Below are 18,444 nucleotides of genomic sequence, written 5' to 3'. Positions count from 1 at the left end.
GCGCGCCGAGAGATCCGTGCGAGGGACGTGGCGCATGGCAAAAGAGGGAACCCGGACGCTCCTGACGGAGTGTCCGGGTTCCCGTGCGCTCGGCGCGTGTTACTGGGTGCGGTTCTCGCCGCGGTAGTACTCGAAGACCCAGCCCCACAGCCCCACCAGGACCAGCGGGGCCGAGAAGTACAGCAGCCACCAGCCGATCGCGATGCTCAGGAAGGCGAGCGCGCCACCGACACCGAGGGCGAGCGGCTGCCAGCTGTGCGGGCTGAAGAAGCCGATCTCACCGGCGTCGTCGGCGACGTCGGCCTCCTTGTTGTCCTGGGCGCCCGTGTCGACCCGCCGGGCCGTGAAGGCCAGGTAGTAGCCGATCATGATGCTCAGGCCGAAGGCCAGGAAGAGCGCGGTGGTACCGGCGGGCTCCTTCGACCACACGCCATAGATGATGGCCATGGCCAGGATGAAGACGGCCAGCCAGATGAACATCTTGCCCTGGATCTTCACTTGCCGGCCTCCTTGCCACCGGAGACGGCCTTGCTACCGGCACCCGCGTGCTCGAGCTGCTCGAGCGCGGCGATCTCCGGGTGGTGCAGGTCGAAGGCGGGGGATTCGGAGCGGATCCGCGGCAGCGTGAGGAAGTTGTGCCGCGGCGGCGGGCAGGAGGTCGCCCACTCGAGCGAACGGCCGTAGCCCCAGGGGTCGTCGACCTCGACCTTCTTGCCGTACTTTGCCGTCTTCCACACGTTGTAGAGGAACGGCAGTATCGACAGGCCGAGCAGGAACGAGGAGATCGTCGAGATCGTGTTCAGCGCGGTGAATCCGTCGGCCGCGAGGTAGTCCGCGTAACGCCGCGGCATGCCCTCGGCACCCAGCCAGTGCTGCACCAGGAAGGTGCCGTGGAAGCCGATGAACAGCGTCCAGAAGGTGATCTTGCCGAGCCGCTCGTCGAGCATCTTGCCCGTCATCTTCGGCCACCAGAAGTGGAATCCGGAGAACATCGCGAAGACGACCGTACCGAACACCACGTAGTGGAAGTGCGCCACCACGAAGTACGAGTCCGAGATGTGGAAGTCCATCGGCGGCGAGGCCAGGATGACGCCGGTCAGACCACCGAACGTGAAGGTGATCAGGAAGCCGGTCGCCCAGAGCATCGGTGTCTCGAAGGACAGCGAGCCCTTCCACATCGTTCCGATCCAGTTGAAGAACTTCACACCGGTGGGGACGGCGATGAGGAACGTCATGAAGGAGAAGAACGGGAGCAGTACTCCACCGGTGACGTACATGTGGTGCGCCCACACCGTCACGGAGAGGCCGGCGATGGCGATCGTGGCGCCGATGAGGCCCATGTAGCCGAACATCGGCTTACGGCTGAAGACGGGGATGACCTCGGAAATGATGCCGAAGAACGGTAGCGCGATGATGTACACCTCTGGATGGCCGAAGAACCAGAAGAGGTGTTGCCACAACAGGGCGCCGCCGTTGGCCGCGTCGAAGACGTGGGCACCGAACTTGCGGTCCGCCTCCAGGGCGAACAGCGCGGCCGCGAGGACCGGGAAGGCCAGCAGGACGAGCACAGCGGTCAGCAGCACGTTCCACACGAAGATCGGCATGCGGAACATGGTCATGCCGGGTGCGCGCATGCAGATGATCGTGGTGATGAAGTTGACCGCGCCGAGGATGGTGCCGAAGCCGGAGAAGGCCAGACCCATGATCCACATGTCGGCGCCGATGCCAGGCGAGCGGACCGCGTCCGACAGCGGGCTGTAGGCGAACCAGCCGAAGTCGGCCGCGCCCTGCGGGGTGAGGAAACCGCCGACCGCGATGGTCGAGCCGAACAGGTACAGCCAGTAGGCGAACATGTTCAGCCGCGGGAACGCCACGTCGGGCGCGCCGATCTGCAGCGGCATGATCCAGTTCGTGAAGCCGGCGAACAGCGGCGTCGCGAACATCAGCAGCATGATCGTGCCGTGCATCGTGAACGCCTGGTTGAACTGCTCGTTCGACATGATCTGCAGGCCCGGACGGGCCAGCTCGGCGCGCATGAGCAGGGCCATGACGCCGCCGATGAGGAAGAACGCGAACGACGTGACCAGATACAGCGTGCCGATCGTCTTGTGGTCGGTCGTGGTCAGCCACTTGACGACGACGTTGCCGGGTCGCCTGCGCCGGACCGGCAGCTCGTTCTCGTACGAGTCCTCAGCTGCGGCGGCACCCTGGGGTTCGTTGAGGATGCTCACAGGTTGTTCGTCTCCCGGTTCTTCTCGTGGCTCGTCTGCGCGATGCCGGCGGGAATGTAACCGGTCTGCCCCTTCTTGGCGAGGTCCTTGAGGTGCTGCTCGTAGCGGTCCGGGGAGACGACCTTCACGTTGAACAGCATCCGGGAGTGGTCGACGCCGCAGAGCTCGGCGCACTTGCCCCTGAAGGTGCCCTCCTGGTTGGGGGTCACCTGGAAGGCGTTGGTGTGGCCCGGGATGACGTCCATCTTCATCAGGAACGGCACCACCCAGAAGGAGTGGATGACGTCACGCGAGGTGAGGACGAAGCGGACCGTCTTGCCCTTGGGGAGCCAGAGGGTCGGGCCGGGGTTGCCGTTCTGCGGGTTCCGCGTGGCGGGAGTACCGAAGTCGTAGACGCCGCCGGCGTTCGCCGGGAAGTCGTTCTTGTACCGGTCCGGAATCGCGTTCAGGTTCGGATCGGTCTTCGCGTCTCCCGTCACCCCGGCGACCGGGGTGACGTAGTTGAAGCCCCAGCTCCACTGGTAGCCCACCACGTTGACGGTGACGTCGGGCTTCTTGGAGAGGTCGAGGAGCTTCGACTCGTCGCGGGCCGTGAAGTAGAACAGCACCGAGACGATGACGAGCGGGACCACCGTGTACAGCGCCTCGATCGGCATGTTGTACCGGGTCTGCGGGGGAACCTCGACCTTGGTGCGGCTGCGCCGGTGGAACATGGCGCTCCACAGGATCAGGCCCCACACCAGCACGCCGACGGCGAGCGCGGCAGCCCAGGAGCCCTGCCACAGGGAGAGGATCCGAGGAGCCTCTTCCGTGGTCGGGGTGGGCATACCAAGGCGGGGGAAGTCCTTGTATGTGCAACCGGTTGCGGTCGCCAGGACCAGGCCCGCGGTCAGTGCCTGCAGCAGCTTCCGCCGCATCGGGCGCCGCGGCGAGCGGTCGGAGCCGTTGGGACTCACGTAGCGCCTTCCCGAGAGTCTCGCCCGCGCGGTTGGCTGCGGCCTTCTCGCTGGTCGGTCGCCGCCCTGCGTCGGGCAGGGGTTTGGATGTTTATGCGGACCAAACCCTACTGGACGCTATTTGGGGTCGCGCGGGGAGGGTGCCATACGCGCCGCGGGTCACCCCGAAGGAGGGGATGACCGGGCTGCCGCCTGCTTTCTGACGGGGGGTTGGGGCGACCGGCGACTCGGGTGGATCTCTTCCAGGAGCGGCTGCGGGTTCGTTGTCGTTGATCGTGCCCACCCGACGGAAGCGCACGTCGACACTGTTCCGCGCCCCTTCGGGGCGATTAGCGTGGCTGTGTGGCTTACTTCGATGCGGCTTCCGCTGCTCCCCTGCATCCCGTTGCCCGGCAGGCCCTGGCAGCCTCGCTCGACGAGGGGTGGGCCGATCCCGCCCGGCTGTACCGCGAGGGCCGGCGGGCCCGGCTCCTGCTGGACGCGGCACGCGAGGCGGCCGCCGAGGCCGTGGGCTGCCGCCCGGACGAGCTGGTGTTCACCGCGTCCGGTACCCGGGCGGTGCACTCCGGTGTCGAGGGGGCACTGGCGGGCCGCCGCCGGGTGGGACGCCACCTGATCGTGTCAGCGGTCGAACACTCCTCCGTGCTCCATTCGGCGGAGGCGTTCGAGGGAAACGGAGGCACGGTGACGCGGGTGTCGGTCTCCCGCGGGGGCACGGTCACCCCTGAGGCGTACGAGGCAGCGCTGCGCCGGGACACCGCGCTGGCCTGCCTCCAGTCGGCCAACCACGAGGTCGGAACGGTTCAGCCGGTGGCCGAGGTGGCCGCGGTGTGCCGTGCCGCCGGGGTACCGCTGCTGGTGGACGCTGCGCAGTCGCTGGGCTGGGGTCCGGTCGAGGGCGACTGGTCGGTGCTGACGGCCAGTGCCCATAAATGGGGCGGACCGTCGGGTGTCGGCCTTCTCGTCGTGCGCAAGGGGACGCGGTTCGCGCCTCAAGGGCCGGTGGACGAACGGGAGTCGGGGCGGGCGGCCGGGTTCGAGAACATCCCGGCGATCGTGGCGGCCGCGGCGTCCCTGCGGGCGGTGCGGGCGGACGCGGCCGAGGAGTCGGTACGGCTGCGGGAGCTGACGGAGCGGATCCGGGCGCGGGTGCCGGAGCTGGTCGCCGATGTGGAGGTGGTGGGCGACCCGGACCGCCGACTGCCCGGGATCGTCACCTTCTCCTGTCTCTATGTCGACGGGGAGACATTGCTGCACGAGCTGGACCGTGCGGGTTTCTCGGTCTCGTCCGGATCGTCCTGCACGAGCAGCACGCTGACGCCGAGCCATGTACTCAAGGCGATGGGAGTGCTCAGCGAGGGCAACGTCCGGGTCTCGCTGCCGACCGGGACGCCGGCCGAGGAGGTCGACCGGTTCCTTTCGGTGCTGCCCGGCGCGGTGTCGGCGGTGCGCCAGAAGCTGGGCGCGCCGTCCCCGCGGACCGCCGCGCATCAGGACGCCCTCGTCGTCGACGCCCTCGGCAAACGCTGCCCGATCCCGGTGATCGAGCTGGCCAAGGTCATCGAGGACGTCCCGGTGGGCGGTACGGTGCGCGTCCTCTCGGACGACGAGGCGGCGCGTCTCGACATCCCCGCGTGGTGCGAGATGCGGGAGCAGGAGTACGTAGGGGAGGAGCCGGCGGAGCGGGGCTCCGCCTATGTGGTCCGCCGGCTTTCCTAGTTACCGGGACGCCGCCCGCCCCGGTGTCAGACCAGGTGCTCCTGGACCTCCATCGCCGCCTCGTCGCCGTACGCCTTGGTGAAGCGGTCCATGAAGTGGGCGCGGCGCAGCTGGTACTCCTGGGTGCCCAGCGTCTCGATGACCAGGGTCGCGAGCATGCAGCCGACCTGGGCCGCGCGCTCCAGCGGGACTCCCCAGGCCAGGGCCGAGAGGAAGCCGGCGCGGAAGGCGTCGCCGACACCCGTCGGGTCGACCTTCGCCGTCTCCTCGGGAACACCCACCTCGATCGGGTCCGCGCCGGACCGCTCGATGCGCACCCCCCGCGAGCCGAGCGTGGTCACGCGGTGGCCCACCCTGGCCAGGATCTCGGCGTCGCTCCAGCCCGTCTTGGTCTCGATGAGCCCCTTCTCGTACTCGTTGGAGAAGAGGAAGGTCGCCCCGTCCAGCAGTATCCGGATCTCGTCACCGTTCATGCGCGCGATCTGCTGCGAGAAGTCGGCGGCGAACGGGATGGACCGGGTGCGGCACTCCTCCGTGTGGCGCAGCATCGCCTCCGGGTCGTCGGCACCGATCAGCACCAGGTCGAGGCCGCCCACCCGGTCGGCGACCGTCTTGAGCTCGATGAGCCGGGCCTCGCTCATGGCACCGGTGTAGAAGGAGCCGATCTGGTTGTGGTCGGCGTCGGTGGTGCACACGAAGCGGGCGGTGTGCTGGGTCTCGGAGATGCGTACGGAGGCCGTGTCCACTCCGTGCCGGTCCAGCCACGCCCGGTACTCGTCGAAGTCCGACCCCGCCGCGCCGACCAGGATCGGCCGGGTGCCGAGCTGCCCCATCCCGAAGGCGATGTTCGCGCCCACCCCGCCACGGCGTACGTCGAGACGGTCGACCAGGAAGGAGAGGGAGACGGTGTGCAGCTGGTCCGCGACGAGCTGGTCGGCGAAACGGCCGGGGAAGGTCATGAGGTGGTCGGTGGCGATGGAGCCGGTGACTGCGATACGCACGGCGAGGACACGCTCCTGTGGAGGAGGGGATTGACGGTTCACGCTACCCGGTCGGCCGGTCCCTCTGAAGCGGGCAAAACTACCCGATAGTAGATCTTTCTTCGTGGGCGCGACCGTGCCTACGGTTCCCCTATGACGAAGATCGAGGTTCAGGGCACCGCCCCGCTCGACCTGGAAGGCGACCTGGCGTCGCTTCCCGGCGAGAGCGCCCGTATGGCTCCACACTGGGCCGGACCGGCGAAGACCGCTCCTTCACCCGTCTCTCCGTCCCTGATCCACGGGGTCAGCGTGCCGCCCGCCTCGGCCCGCCTCCTGGACGCGATGTACGACTACGGGGACTGACCGGGCGCTCTCGCGCACCGGGCGCGCCGCTCGGGAACCGGGCGCTCCCGGGAACCGTGCGCTCCCCCGCTGCGTCCCATCGCCGTCCCCCGTACAGGGGAGGCGGTGTACGACCTTCCTGTGGCCGTTTGCGGCACGGCGAGGTCTCCTGGGACAGCAGTGCAGCCGAAGGAGCGATGCGGTGAACACCGAGCGACCCGACGACGCGAGTGACGGCACCGAAGTCACCGAGGACGCGGAGGAAACCGCTCCGCGCCGGCGACGCTCCCCGGCGGTCGTCGCCTCGGTCGCGGCCGCGGTCCTGCTCCTCGCAGGCGGCGGGGCGTATCTCGCCGCCACCGCGTCCGGCGGATCGGGCGGCTCCGCGACACCGGGCGGGGACGCCACTCCCCCGGCGCTGGCCCTCGACGGGTACAGCGAGGGCGGCGGCACCTCCGGCATCGCGGTGGGCGAGCCCGATCCGTACGGCACGACGTACACCGCACAGGGCAAGCTGCCCGACGGCCCGAAGTCGGCGCCCGTGTACTGGGCGAAGCACACGGTGACACAGGACGAGGTGGCCCGGCTGGCCGAGGCGCTGAACGTGAGCGGCACTCCGAAGCTGGTCGCCGGGGCCTGGACGGTCGGGAGCACGAAGGACGGTTCGGGGCCGGTCCTGCAGGTGAACAGGCAGGCGCCGGGGGCTTGGACGTTCAGCCGGTACGCGCCCAGGTCCGACAACCTCTGCAAGAGCGCCACGGTGTGCGTGTCCGCCGAAAGCACCCCCGGTCCGGTGAGCGAGGCCGCCGCCAAGAAGGCCGCCGCGCCGGTGCTGAAGGCACTGGGACAGGACGACGCCCAGCTCGACGCGCGCGGGCTCATGGGCTCGGTCCGCGTGGTGAACGCCGATCCGAAGGTCGGCGGGCTGCCCACGTACGGCTGGTCGACCGGCCTCCAGATCGCCGCGGACGGCCAGGTGACGGGCGGCAGCGGAAACCTCGATACGCCGGTCGAGGGCGCCACCTATCCCGTCATCGGCGCCAAGAAGACGCTGGATCTGATGAACGGCGCGACCACGTCGTACGGCCGCAAGGGCATCGGCGGCTGCGCCAGCCCGGTGCCGCTGAAGGACCGGGACGAGACGCCCTGCAAGACGTCCACCGTGCTGCCGAAACGGGCGTCGGCGTCCGTGGAGGAGGCGGTGTTCGGGCTGGCCGTGCACTCCATGGACGGAAAGCCGGTACTGGTGCCGTCGTGGCTGTTCGAGGTGCGGCCGGCGGGTGCCGGGGACGACTTCACGGTGACGCATCCGGCGGTCGACCCGCAGTATCTGACCGCGCCGCAGCCGCCTGGACAGCCGAGCGAGACCGCGAGCCCGGGCACGAGCGGGCCCAGCGACCAGCCCTCGTCGGCGCCGACGAAGCGTGATGTGAAGGTCATGGGCTACACCGCGGAAGGCAGGGACCTCACCATCGCCTACGAGGGCGGGGTGTGCGCCGACTACGCGGCGTCCGTGAGCGAGGGCTCCGGCAAGGTGGCCGTGACGGTGACCGAGACGCCCTGGCAGGGCAAGGTTTGCATCATGATCGCCAAGATCTACCACGAGACCCTGCATCTGAAGGCGCCGCTCGGTGACCGCGAGGTGGTGGGCTCGGACGGCAAGGCGATCCCGAAGGAGACGGCCGGCACGCTGCCGAAGGCGTCCTCCGGCGGGTCGGCGTCGACGCAGTCGCGGTAGAGCGGCCGGCGGATACGCGAAGGCGGCGTCCCCTTGAGGGAACGCCGCCTTCGTACGCCCACCGGTCACCGGTTGGTGCCGGGTGCTCAGCTGAAGGAGTCGCCGCAGGCGCAGGAGCCCGTCGCGTTCGGGTTGTCGATGGTGAAGCCCTGCTTCTCGATGGTGTCGACGAAGTCGATGGTGGCGCCGCCCAGGTACGGGGCACTCATCCGGTCGGTGACGACCTTGACCCCACCGAAGTCCTTCTCCACGTCGCCGTCGAGGGAACGCTCGTCGAAGAAGAGCTGGTAGCGCAGGCCCGAGCAGCCACCGGGCTGAACCGCGACGCGCAGCGCCAGGTCGTCACGGCCTTCCTGGTCGAGCAGGGCCTTGACCTTGGCCGCGGCGGCGTCGGTCAGGATGATGCCGTCGGTGACGGTGGTGGTCTCGTCCTGTACGGACATCTACATCTCTCCCGGGTTGTACGGAGACTGCTTGCCGACGAGTGCAACCGGCGTGGCCGCGGATTCATTCCGGGCCGAGCGCGTTTCTTTTCGCTTCCCCCTTCATGCTCGCATACACCCCGGAACGCGCACAGCGGCCTGTGGACCACCCCGGTGACATCGTCGTGTCGCCCGCCGTACGACCCATGGATCACCGGGCGTCTCTTCGCAGAAAGGCGACTTGGGCGTGCCGGGATTCACGTCACACAGACGCTATGGCCATCGTCAAACTGACATGAACCGGTTATGATAGATAGCGTCGATTTGACGAAAAGGCTTGTCCCGCATGTCCCGCCGACCCGCCCCAGGGCCGGCGAGCCGCAGAACAGAAAGGGTGCGTGTCGTGACCACCGCCCAGACCCAGGAGCTCGACGTACAGCCGACGCCCCTCGCCCTCCTGCTGCTAGGCCGTGAGGCCGACCCGAGGAGCGAACGGGGCGTCGAGTGTCCCGGCGACCTGCCCTCCCCGTCCGACCCGGACCTGGTCGAACGCGCCCGTGCCGCCAAGGAGAAGCTCGGGGACAAGGTCTTCGTGCTCGGCCACCACTACCAGCGCGACGAGGTCATCCAGTTCGCGGACGTCACGGGCGACTCCTTCAAGCTGGCCCGGGACGCCGCGGCGCGGCCGGAAGCCGAGTACATCGTCTTCTGCGGTGTTCACTTCATGGCGGAGTCGGCGGACATCCTGACGTCCGACGACCAGAAGGTGGTCCTGCCGGACCTGGCGGCCGGCTGCTCCATGGCCGACATGGCGACGGCAGAACAGGTCGCCGAGTGCTGGGACGTGCTGAGCGCGGCGGGCATCGCCGAGCAGGTCGTGCCGGTCTCATACATGAACTCGTCCGCGGACATCAAGGCGTTCACGGGCAAGCACGGCGGCACCATCTGCACCTCGTCGAACGCGAAGCGGGCCCTGGAGTGGGCGTTCCAGCAGGGTGAGAAGGTCCTGTTCCTGCCGGACCAGCACCTGGGACGCAACACGGCGGTGCGGGACATGGGCATGTCGCTGGACGACTGCGTCGTCTACAACCCGCACAAGCCGAACGGCGGGCTGACGGCCGAGGAACTGCGTGCCGCGAAGATGATCCTTTGGCGCGGTCACTGCTCGGTGCACGGCCGCTTCACCCTCGACTCGGTGAACGACGTGCGCGAGCGGATCCCCGGGGTGAACGTGCTCGTCCACCCGGAGTGCAAGCACGAGGTCGTGTCCGCCGCGGACTACGTCGGTTCGACCGAGTACATCATCAAGGCGCTGGAGGCGGCGCCGACGGGCTCCAAGTGGGCCATCGGTACGGAGCTGAACCTCGTACGCCGGCTGGCGAACCGTTTCGCGCCGGAGGGCAAGGAGATCGTCTTCCTCGACAAGACGGTGTGCTTCTGCTCGACGATGAACCGCATCGACCTGCCGCACCTGGTGTGGGCGCTGGAGTCGCTTGCCGAGGGGAATCCGGTCAACCGCATCGAGGTGGACAAGGAGACCGAGGCGTTCGCGAAGCTGGCGCTGGAGCGGATGCTGGCGCTGCCGTAGGTCTGGGGCTTCGGGCATGACACAGGGCCCGGCCCGCACGGACGTGCGGGCCGGGCCCTGTGTCATGCACTAGACGCCTGCGGGCTCCAAGACCTCGGTCTTGGTCTGCTGCTTCGCCGTCTTCTTCTTCGCGCGGCGCTCCTTGCGGAGTTCCAGCATCGCGTAGAGCGTCGGGACCAGCAGAAGGGTCAGCAGGGTCGAGGTGACGAGGCCACCGATCACCACGACCGCCAGCGGCTGGGCGATGAAGCCGCCCTCACCCGTGATGCCCAGGGCCATCGGGAGCAGCGCGAAGATCGTGGCCAGGGCCGTCATCAGGATCGGGCGCAGCCGGTGACGGCCGCCCTCCACCACGGCCTCCACGACGCCGTACCCCTGCTTGCGGTACTGGTTGATCAGGTCGATCAGCACGATCGCGTTCGTCACCACGATGCCGATCAGCATCAGCATGCCGATCATCGCCGGAACGCCCATCGGGGTTCCCGTGGCGATCAGGAGGCCGATCGCGCCCGTCGCCGCGAACGGGATGGAGACCAGCAGGATCAGGGGCTGGGCCAGGCTGCGGAACGTGCCGACCAGCAGCATGAACACGATCGCCACCGCGGCCAGCATCGCGAGGCCCAGGTTCTTGAACGCGTCGCTCTGGTCCGACGAGACACCGCCGATCTCCGCCGTCGCGCCCGCCGGCAGCTTCAGCGCGTTGATCCTCGACTGGAGGTCCGTGCCGACCGCGCCCGTGTTGTCACCCGTCGGACGCGCCGTGATGGTCGCGGCCCGCTGACCGTCGATGCGGGTCATCGACACCGGGCCGTCCACGAGCTTCACGGTCGCGATGTCGCCCAGCTTCACCGTGCCCAGCCGGAGGTTCTTCAGCTGGTCCAGCGTCTGCGCCGGTTTCGCCGCCCTGATGACGACGTCCCGCTCGGAGTCGTCCAGGACCGCCTTGCCGACCGTGGTGCCCTGCACCGCCTGGGCGACGGCAGCGCCCAGCGTCCGGTCGTTGAAACCGGCCGCGGCGGCACGGGAGTCGGCCTTGACCGAGATGCGCGGCACGCTCTGCGCCAGGTCGCTCGTCACGTCCGTGACGTCCTTGAGCTTCGCCACCTCGGCGCGGACCTCCTCCGAGGCCTTGCGCAGCACGTTCCCGTCGGCCGCCTTCACGACCACGCTCAGATCCTGGTTGCCGAATCCGTCACCCGCCGACACGGTGGTCGTACCGATCCCGGAGAGCTTGGCCAGCCCGGCCTCGATGCGGCTCTGGACGTCCTTGTACTTCGCGGAGCCGTCCAGCATGACCGTGTACGACGCCTGGTTGGTGTCCGTGCCGCCGCCGAAGGCGGCCAGGAAACCGGACGAGCCGATGGTGACCTGGTAGTCCTTGACGCCCTTCACCCCGGCGAGCATCTTCTCGACCTTTTTCGCCTGGCCGTCCGTAGCCGCGAGGCTCGTGCCGGGTTTCAGCTTCTGCTTGACGGTGAGGACCTCCTGCTCGCCCTGGTCGAAGAAGTTCGTCTTCAGCAGGGGCGCCATGCCGAAGGTGCAGACCAGGACGACCACAGCGATCGCCACGCTGGTGAGGCGGCGACGGGTCGCGAAGCGCAGCACGGGCACGTAGAAGCGCTGCAGACGGCTCTTCGCCTCCTTCTCCTCGGCCGCGCGGCGCGCCTCGGCCGCATCCTCTGGCCCGCCCTTCGGGGCGCGCAGGAACCAGTACGACAGGACCGGCACGACCGTCAGCGACACCAGCAGCGAGGCGAGCAGGGCCGCCGTCACGGTCAGGGAGAACGGGCCGAACAGCTCGCCCACCATGCCGCCGACCAGGCCGATCGGCAGGAAGACCGCCACCGTCGTCAGCGTGGACGAGGTCACCGCGCCGGCCACCTCGCGGACCGCGGTGAGGATGGCCGTCCGGCGCTCCTCGCCGTAGCCGAGGTGCCGCTTGATGTTCTCCAGGACCACGATCGAGTCGTCGACGACGCGGCCGATGGCGATGGTCAGCGCGCCGAGCGTGAGCATGTTCAGCGACAGGCCGCGCGTCCACAGGACGATCAGGGCCAGGACCACCGACAGCGGGATGGAGACCGCCGTGACGAGGGTCGAGCGGACCGACGCCAGGAAGACCAGGATCACCAGGACCGCGAAGAGCAGGCCCAGCGCACCCTCGGTCGTCAGACCGTGGATGGACTTGGAGACCGCCGGACCCTGGTCGCTGACCACGGTGATCGTGGCACCGGAGCCGAGGTCCTTGCGCAGGTCCGGCAGCTTGTCCTTGACCGCGTCGGAGATGGCTACCGCGCTGCCGTCGTGGTCCATGGTGACGTTCACGGCGAGGCTGGGCCTGCCGTCCGTACGGGTGATGGAGTCGGCCTTGGCCTCCTCCTGCCTGACCGTGGCCACGTCACCGAGACGTACGGGCTTCTTGCCGGCCTCGGCCGTGACCATCAGGTCCTCGATCTGCCGCAGCGAGGTGAAACCGCCGCCGACCTGGACCGTACGGTTGCTGCCGTTCTCGTCGAAGGAGCCCGCGGGTACCGTGGCGCCGCCCGCCTGCAGGGCCTGGCCGAGCGCCGCCGCGGCAAGGCCGGCCCGGGCGAGCTTCGCGTCGTCGGGCGTGACGGTGACCTGGACGTCCCGTACGCCGTTCACGGTGACCTGGCCGACTCCGCCGATGTCCTTCAGCGCGGGGACGACGGTCTTGTCGAGCTGGTCGGACAGCGCCTGCTGGTCCTTGTCGGAGGTGACGGCGAGGACCACGGCCGGGATGTCGTCCGTCGAACCGGCGATGACCTGCGGGTCGACCGCGTCCGGAAGCTGGGCGCGGCCTACCGCCTGCTGGACGTCGGCGACGAGTTGCTTGGTGTCGTTGCCGTAGTCGAAGGACGCCATGAGGACGGCGTTGCCCTCGCTCGCCGTGGAGGTGACGCCCTTGATGCCGTCGACCGCCTCGAGAGTGTTCTCCAGGGGCTCGATGACCTGCTTCTCCACCACGTCGGGGGACGCCCCCTGGTACGGCGCCAGGACGGACACGACGGGCAGGTTGATGGTCGGCAGGAGCTGTTGTTTGAGCTGTGGGATCGCGATCGCTCCGAAGACGATCGCGATGATCGACGTCAGTGCTGTCAGGGCCCGTTGCGCGAGGCTGAATCGTGACAGCCAGGACATGGGTCGGCGTCTCTCTCTGTGGCTGAGCGGAAGGTCCGGGCGCGGATGAGCGCCCACCCCTACACCCTGAGCCATCGGCCGGCGTCGATCCGTCGCCCCAAGGTCCATTTCCTTGTGCGACGTCTACTGCGGGCGCAGTACGGCTCGGTGGAGGTCACTCCACCCTTGGAGGTAACCGGGTCGCGCCCCTTCTGCGAGCCCGGTTCGCCGGCTCACTCCACCCTGGGGCGCACCAGTCCGGACTCGTAGGCGATGACGACCAGTTGTGCCCGGTCACGTGCGCCCAGCTTGGCCATGGCCCGGTTGACGTGTGTCTTCACCGTCAGCGGGCTGACCTCCAGGCGTTCGGCGATCTCGTCGTTGGAGTGCCCGCCGGCCACTTGGACGAGCACCTCACGCTCGCGTCCGGTGAGCGTGTCGAGCCGGTCCGAGCGGGCCGGGTCGCGCCCGTCGTCGCCGTCGCCCTGCGCGAGGAAACGGGCGATGAGCCCCTTGGTGGCGGCGGGCGACAGCAGCGCCTCGCCACCGGCCGCCACTCGGATGGCGCTCAGCAGTTCCTCCGGTTCGGATCCCTTGCCGAGGAAGCCCGAAGCCCCGGCGCGCAACGACTGCACGACGTGGTCGTCGACCTCGAAGGTCGTCAGGATGACCACCCGGACATGGGCGAGGGAGGGATCAGCGCTGATCAGGCGGGTGGCGGCGAGACCGTCCGTCCCAGGCATCCGGATGTCCATCAGCACCACGTCGGCGCGCTGCTCCTTGGCCAGCCGGACCGCCTCGGCACCGTCGGACGCCTCGCCCACCACCTCCATGTCCGGCTCCGAGTCGACGAGCACGCGAAAGGCGCTGCGCAGCAGCGCCTGGTCGTCGGCGAGCAGAACACGGATGGTCATACGGGCCCTCCCTGGGCGGCGGTCAGACGCTCTCCCCGGCCGCGGTCGTCACACGGTTCTTGACCGGAAGGATCGCATGGACCCGGAAGCCGCCTCCGTAGCGGGGAGCGGCGGTGAGGGCGCCGCCCAGCGCGGTGACGCGCTCCCGCATGCCGAGCAGACCGTGTCCGCCGTGGCCGTCGTCCTCGGGCGCGGTGTCCTCGCCGGTTCCGTCGTCGAGGATCGTGATCTCCACGTTCGGCCCCACACGGACGACGCTGACCTCGGCCTTCGCCTTGTGGCCCGCGTGCTTCTGCACATTGGTGAGGGCCTCTTGAATGACGCGGTAGGCGGCCAGGTCGACCGCGGCGGGCAGGGTGGTGCCGTGGTCGGCGCGGGCGACCTCGACGGGGAGGCCGGCGTTGCGGAAGGTGTCGGCGAGTTCGTCGAGGCGGGCGAGGCCGGGGGCCGGTTCGGTGGGGGCCTCGGGATCGCCGGACTGCCTGAGCAGACCGACGGTGGCGCGCAGTTCGTTGAGCGCGGAGCGGCTGGCCTCACGGACGTGGGCGAGGGCCTCCTTGGCCTGGTCGGGCCGTTTGTCCATGACGTGCGCGGCCACCCCGGCCTGGACATTGACCAGGGCGATGTGGTGGGCGACGACGTCGTGCAGGTCGCGGGCGACGCGCAGTCGCTCCTCGGCGACCCGGCGGCGGGCCTCCTCCTCGCGGGTGCGTTCCGCCCGTTCGGCGCGCTCCCTGATGGCGTGCACGAAGGCGCGGCGGCTGCGCACGGCGTCGCCCGCTGCCGCGGCCATGCCCGTCCAGGCGAAGAGTCCGAGGTTCTCCTGGGCGTACCACGGGAGGGGCCCGACGAGCATGGCGGCACCGGTCAGGGCCGTCATGGTGAGCAGGCCGACGCGCCAGGTGGTGGGGCGGTCGGTGGTGGAGGCCACGGTGTAGAGGGCGACGACCGCCGACATGGCGACGGGGGCGCGGGGGTCGGCGGTGACGAGCTCCACGAGGGAGAGGGCGGCCGTCGCGGCGAGGACGGCCAGCGGGTTGCGGCGGCGGAACACCAGGGCCGCCGCGGAGAACACCATGAGGGTGAGGCTGAGGGCGTCCGGGGTGTGAGCGGCCCAGGTCGTCCCACCCTTGCCGTGGGGGTCGACAAAAGAACCGGCCACCATGCACACGAGGACGCCGAAGGCGAGGACGGCGTCCAGGGCGAGCGGGTGGGCGCGGAGGCCGTGCCTGGTGCGTTCTAGGGTGCTCACCTCAGCAAAGGTACGGGTCCGCCTGCGGCGGGCGGAACGGTGGCGTTCAGGGCCCGGCGGCTCAGCTGGTACCCGAGGTCGGGCAAACCGGGGCCTGCCGCCCCCGGGCCCCCGCATCGGCCGGAACGGCCTCGTCCTCAAGCTCCCCCACTCTCGGCTTCGCTCGATCGGGGCCCCATGACGGGCTGGTGGTGCCTGAGCTGGGCTGAACAATGCCGCATCCCCAGCCCAGTGCGCAGCCTCAGCCCGGGATCAGCCCGTCGTCGTTCAGCATCTCGCGGACCTCCGCCAGGCTCGCGTCCGGTGACGGCAGGATCAGTTCCGACGGCTCCAAGGAGTCGTCCGGGAGTGGGGTGCCCAGGCGGCGCACCTCGTCCAGGAGGGCGGACAGAGTGCGGCGGAAGCCCTGCTCGTCGCCGCCCTCCATCTCCCGGAGCAGCTCGTCGTCCAGCTTGTTCAGCTCGGTGAAGTGGGCGTCGTCCAGCTTCACCTGCCCCTCCCCCATGATCCGTACGATCATGTCGCCCTCCTCAGGCGTGGGACGCGGTGGATGACAGGGTTCACTGCTTGTCGAAGCGCGGGGTGTCCTGCGGCTGGGACTGGTTCTGTCCCTGGCCCGTGCCGCCCTCGATGGCCTGGGGCTGCGAGGAGCCACCGGCCAGCTCCGCCTTCATGCGCTGCAGCTCCAGCTCCACATCCGTACCACCGGAGAGCCGGTCCAGCTCGGCCTGGAGGTCGTCCTTGGCCATGCCGGTGGGGTCGTCCAGGGCACCGGAGGCAAGGAGCTCGTCGAGCGCGCCGGCGCGGGCCTGCAGCTGGGCCGTCTTGTCCTCGGCGCGCTGGATCGCCAGGCCGACGTCGCCCATCTCCTCGGAGATGCCGGAGAAGGCCTCGCCGATGCGGGTCTGCGCCTGGGCCGCCGTGTACGTCGCCTTGATGGTCTCCTTCTTCGTGCGGAAGGCGTCCACCTTCGCCTGGAGGCGCTGGGCCGCGAGCGTGAGCTTCTCCTCCTCGCCCTGCAGGGTCTGGTGCTGCGTCTCCAGATCCGTCACCTGCTGCTGGAGCGCGGCGCGCCGGGACAGCGCCTCGCGGGCCAGGTCCTCGCGGCCGAGGGCGAGCGCCTTGCGGCCCTGGTCCTCGAGCTTGGTGGACTGGCTCTGGAGCTGGTTGAGCTGCAGCTCCAGGCGCTTGCGGCTGGTCGCCACGTCCGCGACACCGCGGCGCACCTTCTGCAGCAGCTCCAGCTGCTTCTGGTACGAGTAATCGAGGGTCTCGCGCGGGTCCTCGGCCCGGTCAAGGGCCTTGTTCGCCTTCGCGCGGAAGATCATCCCCATACGCTTCATGACACCGCTCATGGGCTTCGCGCGCCCCCTTCTGACGGACTCCAGCTCCAGCTCTGCGACAGAACCCACAGTACGGGCCCTGCATCCATTACCGCACTGTTCGGGAACGGATGAGGTCATCCCCAAGGACGACTGCCCGCGGTCCCGCTCCGGCGTAGGGAGTAGGTGTCCCCCGAGGTTACGTACGGGGTGACTCCCGGATTCCCTCAGTCGCCTTCCGGAAGAACGTCGACGGTCTTCCCTTTCAGGCCCCTCTGTCCCAGTACAGACGACCGGTGTTGCCGGATCGTTCCCCAGTCGGCTGGGGTCCATGCGGGAATACCCCGTACCCTTGGGTTTTGTGTTCCGTAGCCGTGCCAAGGATGAGAAGGCCCCCGCCGACAAGGCGCCGGTGACCGACTCCAAGCAGCCCCGTGACCCGCAGGCCCCGAAGGGCAGGCCCACGCCCAAGCGCAGTGAGGCCCAGTCCCAGCGGCGCAGTGTCGCCAACACGTCGATGACGCGCAAGGACGCCGCCAAGCGGCAGCGCGACGAGCGCCGCGCCGCCATGGAGCGGCAGCGCCAGGCGCTGGCCGGCGGTGACGAGCGGTACCTGCCGGCGCGGGACAAGGGCCCGGTGCGCAAGTTCGCGCGCGACTTCGTCGACTCCCGCTTCAACGTCGCGGAGTTCTTCCTGCCGCTGGCCGTGGTCATTCTCGTGCTGAGCGTGGTGCGGGTGCCCGCGCTGCAGAACATCGCGCTGCTGCTGTGGCTCGTCGTGATCGTGCTGATCGTGCTCGACTCGATCCTCTCCGTGTTCCGGCTGAGGAAGCGGCTCAGCGAGCGCTTCCCGGACCAGAACAAGAGGGGCGCGATCGCCTACGCGCTCATGCGCTCCCTGCAGATGCGCCGACTCCGGCTGCCGAAGCCGCAGGTCAAGCGCGGAGAGCGGCCCTGAGCACGGACTCTTTCTCCGGGCAGGCGGCGGATTCCTGGCTGAGCGGGCTGGGCGGCCTGCGCGATGTCGTACGGCAGGAGCTGGTGGCCCGGCAGCTCGACGAGCAGATAGCCGGGCGGTTCCCGGTGGGGCAGCGGCTGAGGGTGCTCGACGTGGGCATGGGCCAGGGCACGCAGGCGCTGCGCCTGGCCCGGGCCGGGCACCGGATCACCGGGCTCGAGCAGGACCCGAAGATGATCTCCGCGGCCCGCGAGGCCCTGGCCGGGGAGCCGGAGGGCATCCGGGAGCGCGTGCGGATCATCGAGGGCGACGGCCGGGACACGGGGGTGCACTTCCTGCCGGGCAGCTTCGACGTGGTGCTGTGCCACGGGGTGCTCATGTACGTCGAGGAGCCCGATCCCCTGGTGGCGGGGCTGGCGCGGATGCTCGCGCCCGGCGGCCTGCTGTCGCTGCTCGTCCGCAACGGCGACGCGCTGGCGATGCGGCCGGGGTTGTCCGGGGACTGGGCGGGGGCGCTGGGCGCGTTCGACACGGTGACGTACCGGAACAGGCTCGGGCTCGACGTGCGTGCGGACCGGCTGGAGGCACTGACCGCCACGCTCGCGGGGATCGGAGCCCCGCTGCACGCGTGGTACGGGGTAAGGGTCTTCACCGACACGGCGCCGGACGGGGCGGAGCTGCCCGCCGATCTCGAGACGCTGCTGGCGGCCGAGGAGCGGGCCGGGAGAACCGATCCCTATCGGAGGGTCGCGGCGTTGCTGCATCTGTGCGGGGTGCGGGGCTGAGGACGGCTCGCGGCGCCGTCGGCGGCCGCCGTCACGGCTGAGCCGAAGCGCTGCCGTTTGGGCGTATCGAGAAAGCGGGGCGACCGTCCCGAACCG

Annotated in this window: 16 protein-coding genes; 6 read left to right on the top strand and 10 right to left on the bottom strand. The window is 69.5% G+C overall.

Features of this window, described 5'->3' with window-relative positions:
• Positions 1-99 precede the first annotated feature (99 nt).
• The 3 genes from ACZ3TS_RS02650 to ctaC are packed head-to-tail and all read right to left on the bottom strand — an operon-like array spanning position 100 to position 3,187.
• Positions 100-498: a cytochrome c oxidase subunit 4 gene (locus ACZ3TS_RS02650; RefSeq protein ID WP_467613069.1), complete on the bottom strand. Its 399-nt coding sequence runs from the start codon at positions 496-498 to the stop codon at positions 100-102.
• The gene (gene ctaD / locus ACZ3TS_RS02645) at positions 495-2,231 is read right to left on the bottom strand and encodes an aa3-type cytochrome oxidase subunit I (RefSeq protein WP_467613066.1); all 1,737 of its coding nucleotides are present in this window, start codon (positions 2,229-2,231) and stop codon (positions 495-497) included. The genes ACZ3TS_RS02650 and ctaD overlap by 4 nt, the downstream gene beginning before the upstream one ends.
• On the bottom strand, positions 2,228-3,187 hold the full coding sequence (gene ctaC, locus ACZ3TS_RS02640; RefSeq protein ID WP_467613063.1) for an aa3-type cytochrome oxidase subunit II: 960 nt from the start codon (positions 3,185-3,187) through the stop codon (positions 2,228-2,230). Before ctaC ends, ctaD begins: the two co-directional genes overlap by 4 nt.
• Positions 3,188-3,529: 342 nt before the next feature.
• Between ctaC and ACZ3TS_RS02635 the strand changes: the two genes are divergently transcribed.
• Positions 3,530-4,906: an aminotransferase class V-fold PLP-dependent enzyme gene (locus ACZ3TS_RS02635; protein ID WP_467613060.1), complete on the top strand. Its 1,377-nt coding sequence runs from the start codon at positions 3,530-3,532 to the stop codon at positions 4,904-4,906.
• A gap of 26 nt (positions 4,907-4,932) precedes the next feature.
• On the opposite strand, the gene ACZ3TS_RS02630 is transcribed toward ACZ3TS_RS02635, so the two are convergent.
• Positions 4,933-5,907 carry a carbohydrate kinase family protein gene (locus tag ACZ3TS_RS02630; RefSeq protein ID WP_467613057.1) on the bottom strand — a complete coding sequence of 325 codons (975 nt, stop codon included), beginning with the start codon at positions 5,905-5,907 and terminating at the stop codon, positions 4,933-4,935.
• 132 nt (positions 5,908-6,039) lie between these two features.
• Here ACZ3TS_RS02630 and ACZ3TS_RS02625 point away from each other — a divergent pair, with 132 nt between their 5' ends.
• Entirely contained in the window at positions 6,040-6,249 is a 210-nt protein-coding gene (locus ACZ3TS_RS02625; RefSeq protein ID WP_467613054.1) for a hypothetical protein, read from the top strand.
• Positions 6,250-6,430: 181 nt separating this feature from the next.
• On the top strand, positions 6,431-7,966 hold the full coding sequence (locus ACZ3TS_RS02620; protein ID WP_467613051.1) for a hypothetical protein: 1,536 nt from the start codon (positions 6,431-6,433) through the stop codon (positions 7,964-7,966).
• An 86-nt stretch (positions 7,967-8,052) separates the two neighbouring features.
• On the opposite strand, the gene ACZ3TS_RS02615 is transcribed toward ACZ3TS_RS02620, so the two are convergent.
• Positions 8,053-8,409 carry an iron-sulfur cluster assembly accessory protein gene (locus ACZ3TS_RS02615; RefSeq protein ID WP_055491910.1) on the bottom strand — a complete coding sequence of 119 codons (357 nt, stop codon included), beginning with the start codon at positions 8,407-8,409 and terminating at the stop codon, positions 8,053-8,055.
• 382 nt (positions 8,410-8,791) lie between these two features.
• Here ACZ3TS_RS02615 and nadA point away from each other — a divergent pair, with 382 nt between their 5' ends.
• Positions 8,792-9,976, top strand: a complete 1,185-nt coding sequence (gene nadA, locus ACZ3TS_RS02610; RefSeq protein ID WP_467613047.1) for a quinolinate synthase NadA — start codon at positions 8,792-8,794, stop codon at positions 9,974-9,976.
• A gap of 69 nt (positions 9,977-10,045) precedes the next feature.
• Here nadA and ACZ3TS_RS02605 read toward each other — a convergent pair whose 3' ends face one another.
• The 5 genes from ACZ3TS_RS02605 to ACZ3TS_RS02585 form a co-directional block, all read right to left on the bottom strand.
• Positions 10,046-13,138, bottom strand: a complete 3,093-nt coding sequence (locus ACZ3TS_RS02605) for an efflux RND transporter permease subunit (RefSeq protein ID WP_467613045.1) — start codon at positions 13,136-13,138, stop codon at positions 10,046-10,048.
• A gap of 212 nt (positions 13,139-13,350) precedes the next feature.
• Complete coding sequence (locus tag ACZ3TS_RS02600) at positions 13,351-14,031, bottom strand: response regulator (protein WP_467613042.1); 681 nt, start codon at positions 14,029-14,031, stop codon at positions 13,351-13,353.
• A gap of 22 nt (positions 14,032-14,053) precedes the next feature.
• Entirely contained in the window at positions 14,054-15,283 is a 1,230-nt protein-coding gene (locus ACZ3TS_RS02595; RefSeq protein WP_467613039.1) for a sensor histidine kinase, read from the bottom strand.
• Between the two features lie 241 nt (positions 15,284-15,524).
• Positions 15,525-15,803, bottom strand: coding sequence for a PspA-associated protein PspAA (gene pspAA, locus ACZ3TS_RS02590; protein ID WP_467613036.1), 279 nt, complete (start codon positions 15,801-15,803; stop codon positions 15,525-15,527).
• 40 nt (positions 15,804-15,843) lie between these two features.
• Complete coding sequence (locus tag ACZ3TS_RS02585) at positions 15,844-16,638, bottom strand: PspA/IM30 family protein (RefSeq protein WP_467613033.1); 795 nt, start codon at positions 16,636-16,638, stop codon at positions 15,844-15,846.
• Between the two features lie 298 nt (positions 16,639-16,936).
• On the opposite strand from ACZ3TS_RS02585, the gene ACZ3TS_RS02580 reads away from it, so the two are divergent.
• The gene (locus ACZ3TS_RS02580) at positions 16,937-17,563 is read left to right on the top strand and encodes a DUF3043 domain-containing protein (RefSeq protein ID WP_467613030.1); all 627 of its coding nucleotides are present in this window, start codon (positions 16,937-16,939) and stop codon (positions 17,561-17,563) included.
• A gap of 83 nt (positions 17,564-17,646) precedes the next feature.
• Positions 17,647-18,348, top strand: coding sequence for a class I SAM-dependent methyltransferase (locus ACZ3TS_RS02575; protein ID WP_467613027.1), 702 nt, complete (start codon positions 17,647-17,649; stop codon positions 18,346-18,348).
• Positions 18,349-18,444 lie beyond the last annotated feature (96 nt).

The sequence above is a fragment of the Streptomyces sp. NPDC022910 genome, assembly GCF_055561075.1.
The sequence above is the reverse complement of the archived record's forward strand: the minus strand, read 5'-3'. Positions and strand labels throughout refer to the sequence as shown.

Bases quoted from the DNA above. Each gene is read 5' to 3' on its own strand.
- ACZ3TS_RS02605 (WP_467613045.1), bottom strand. From the start codon at position 13,138: ATGTCCTGGCTGTCACGATTCAGCCTCGCGCAACGGGCCCTGACAGCA.
- ACZ3TS_RS02615 (WP_055491910.1), bottom strand. From the start codon at position 8,409: ATGTCCGTACAGGACGAGACCACCACCGTCACCGACGGCATCATCCTG.
- ACZ3TS_RS02600 (WP_467613042.1), bottom strand. From the start codon at position 14,031: ATGACCATCCGTGTTCTGCTCGCCGACGACCAGGCGCTGCTGCGCAGC.
- pspAA (WP_467613036.1), bottom strand. From the start codon at position 15,803: ATGATCGTACGGATCATGGGGGAGGGGCAGGTGAAGCTGGACGACGCC.
- ACZ3TS_RS02625 (WP_467613054.1), top strand. From the start codon at position 6,040: ATGACGAAGATCGAGGTTCAGGGCACCGCCCCGCTCGACCTGGAAGGC.
- ACZ3TS_RS02580 (WP_467613030.1), top strand. From the start codon at position 16,937: ATGCGGGAATACCCCGTACCCTTGGGTTTTGTGTTCCGTAGCCGTGCC.
- ACZ3TS_RS02585 (WP_467613033.1), bottom strand. From the start codon at position 16,638: ATGAGCGGTGTCATGAAGCGTATGGGGATGATCTTCCGCGCGAAGGCG.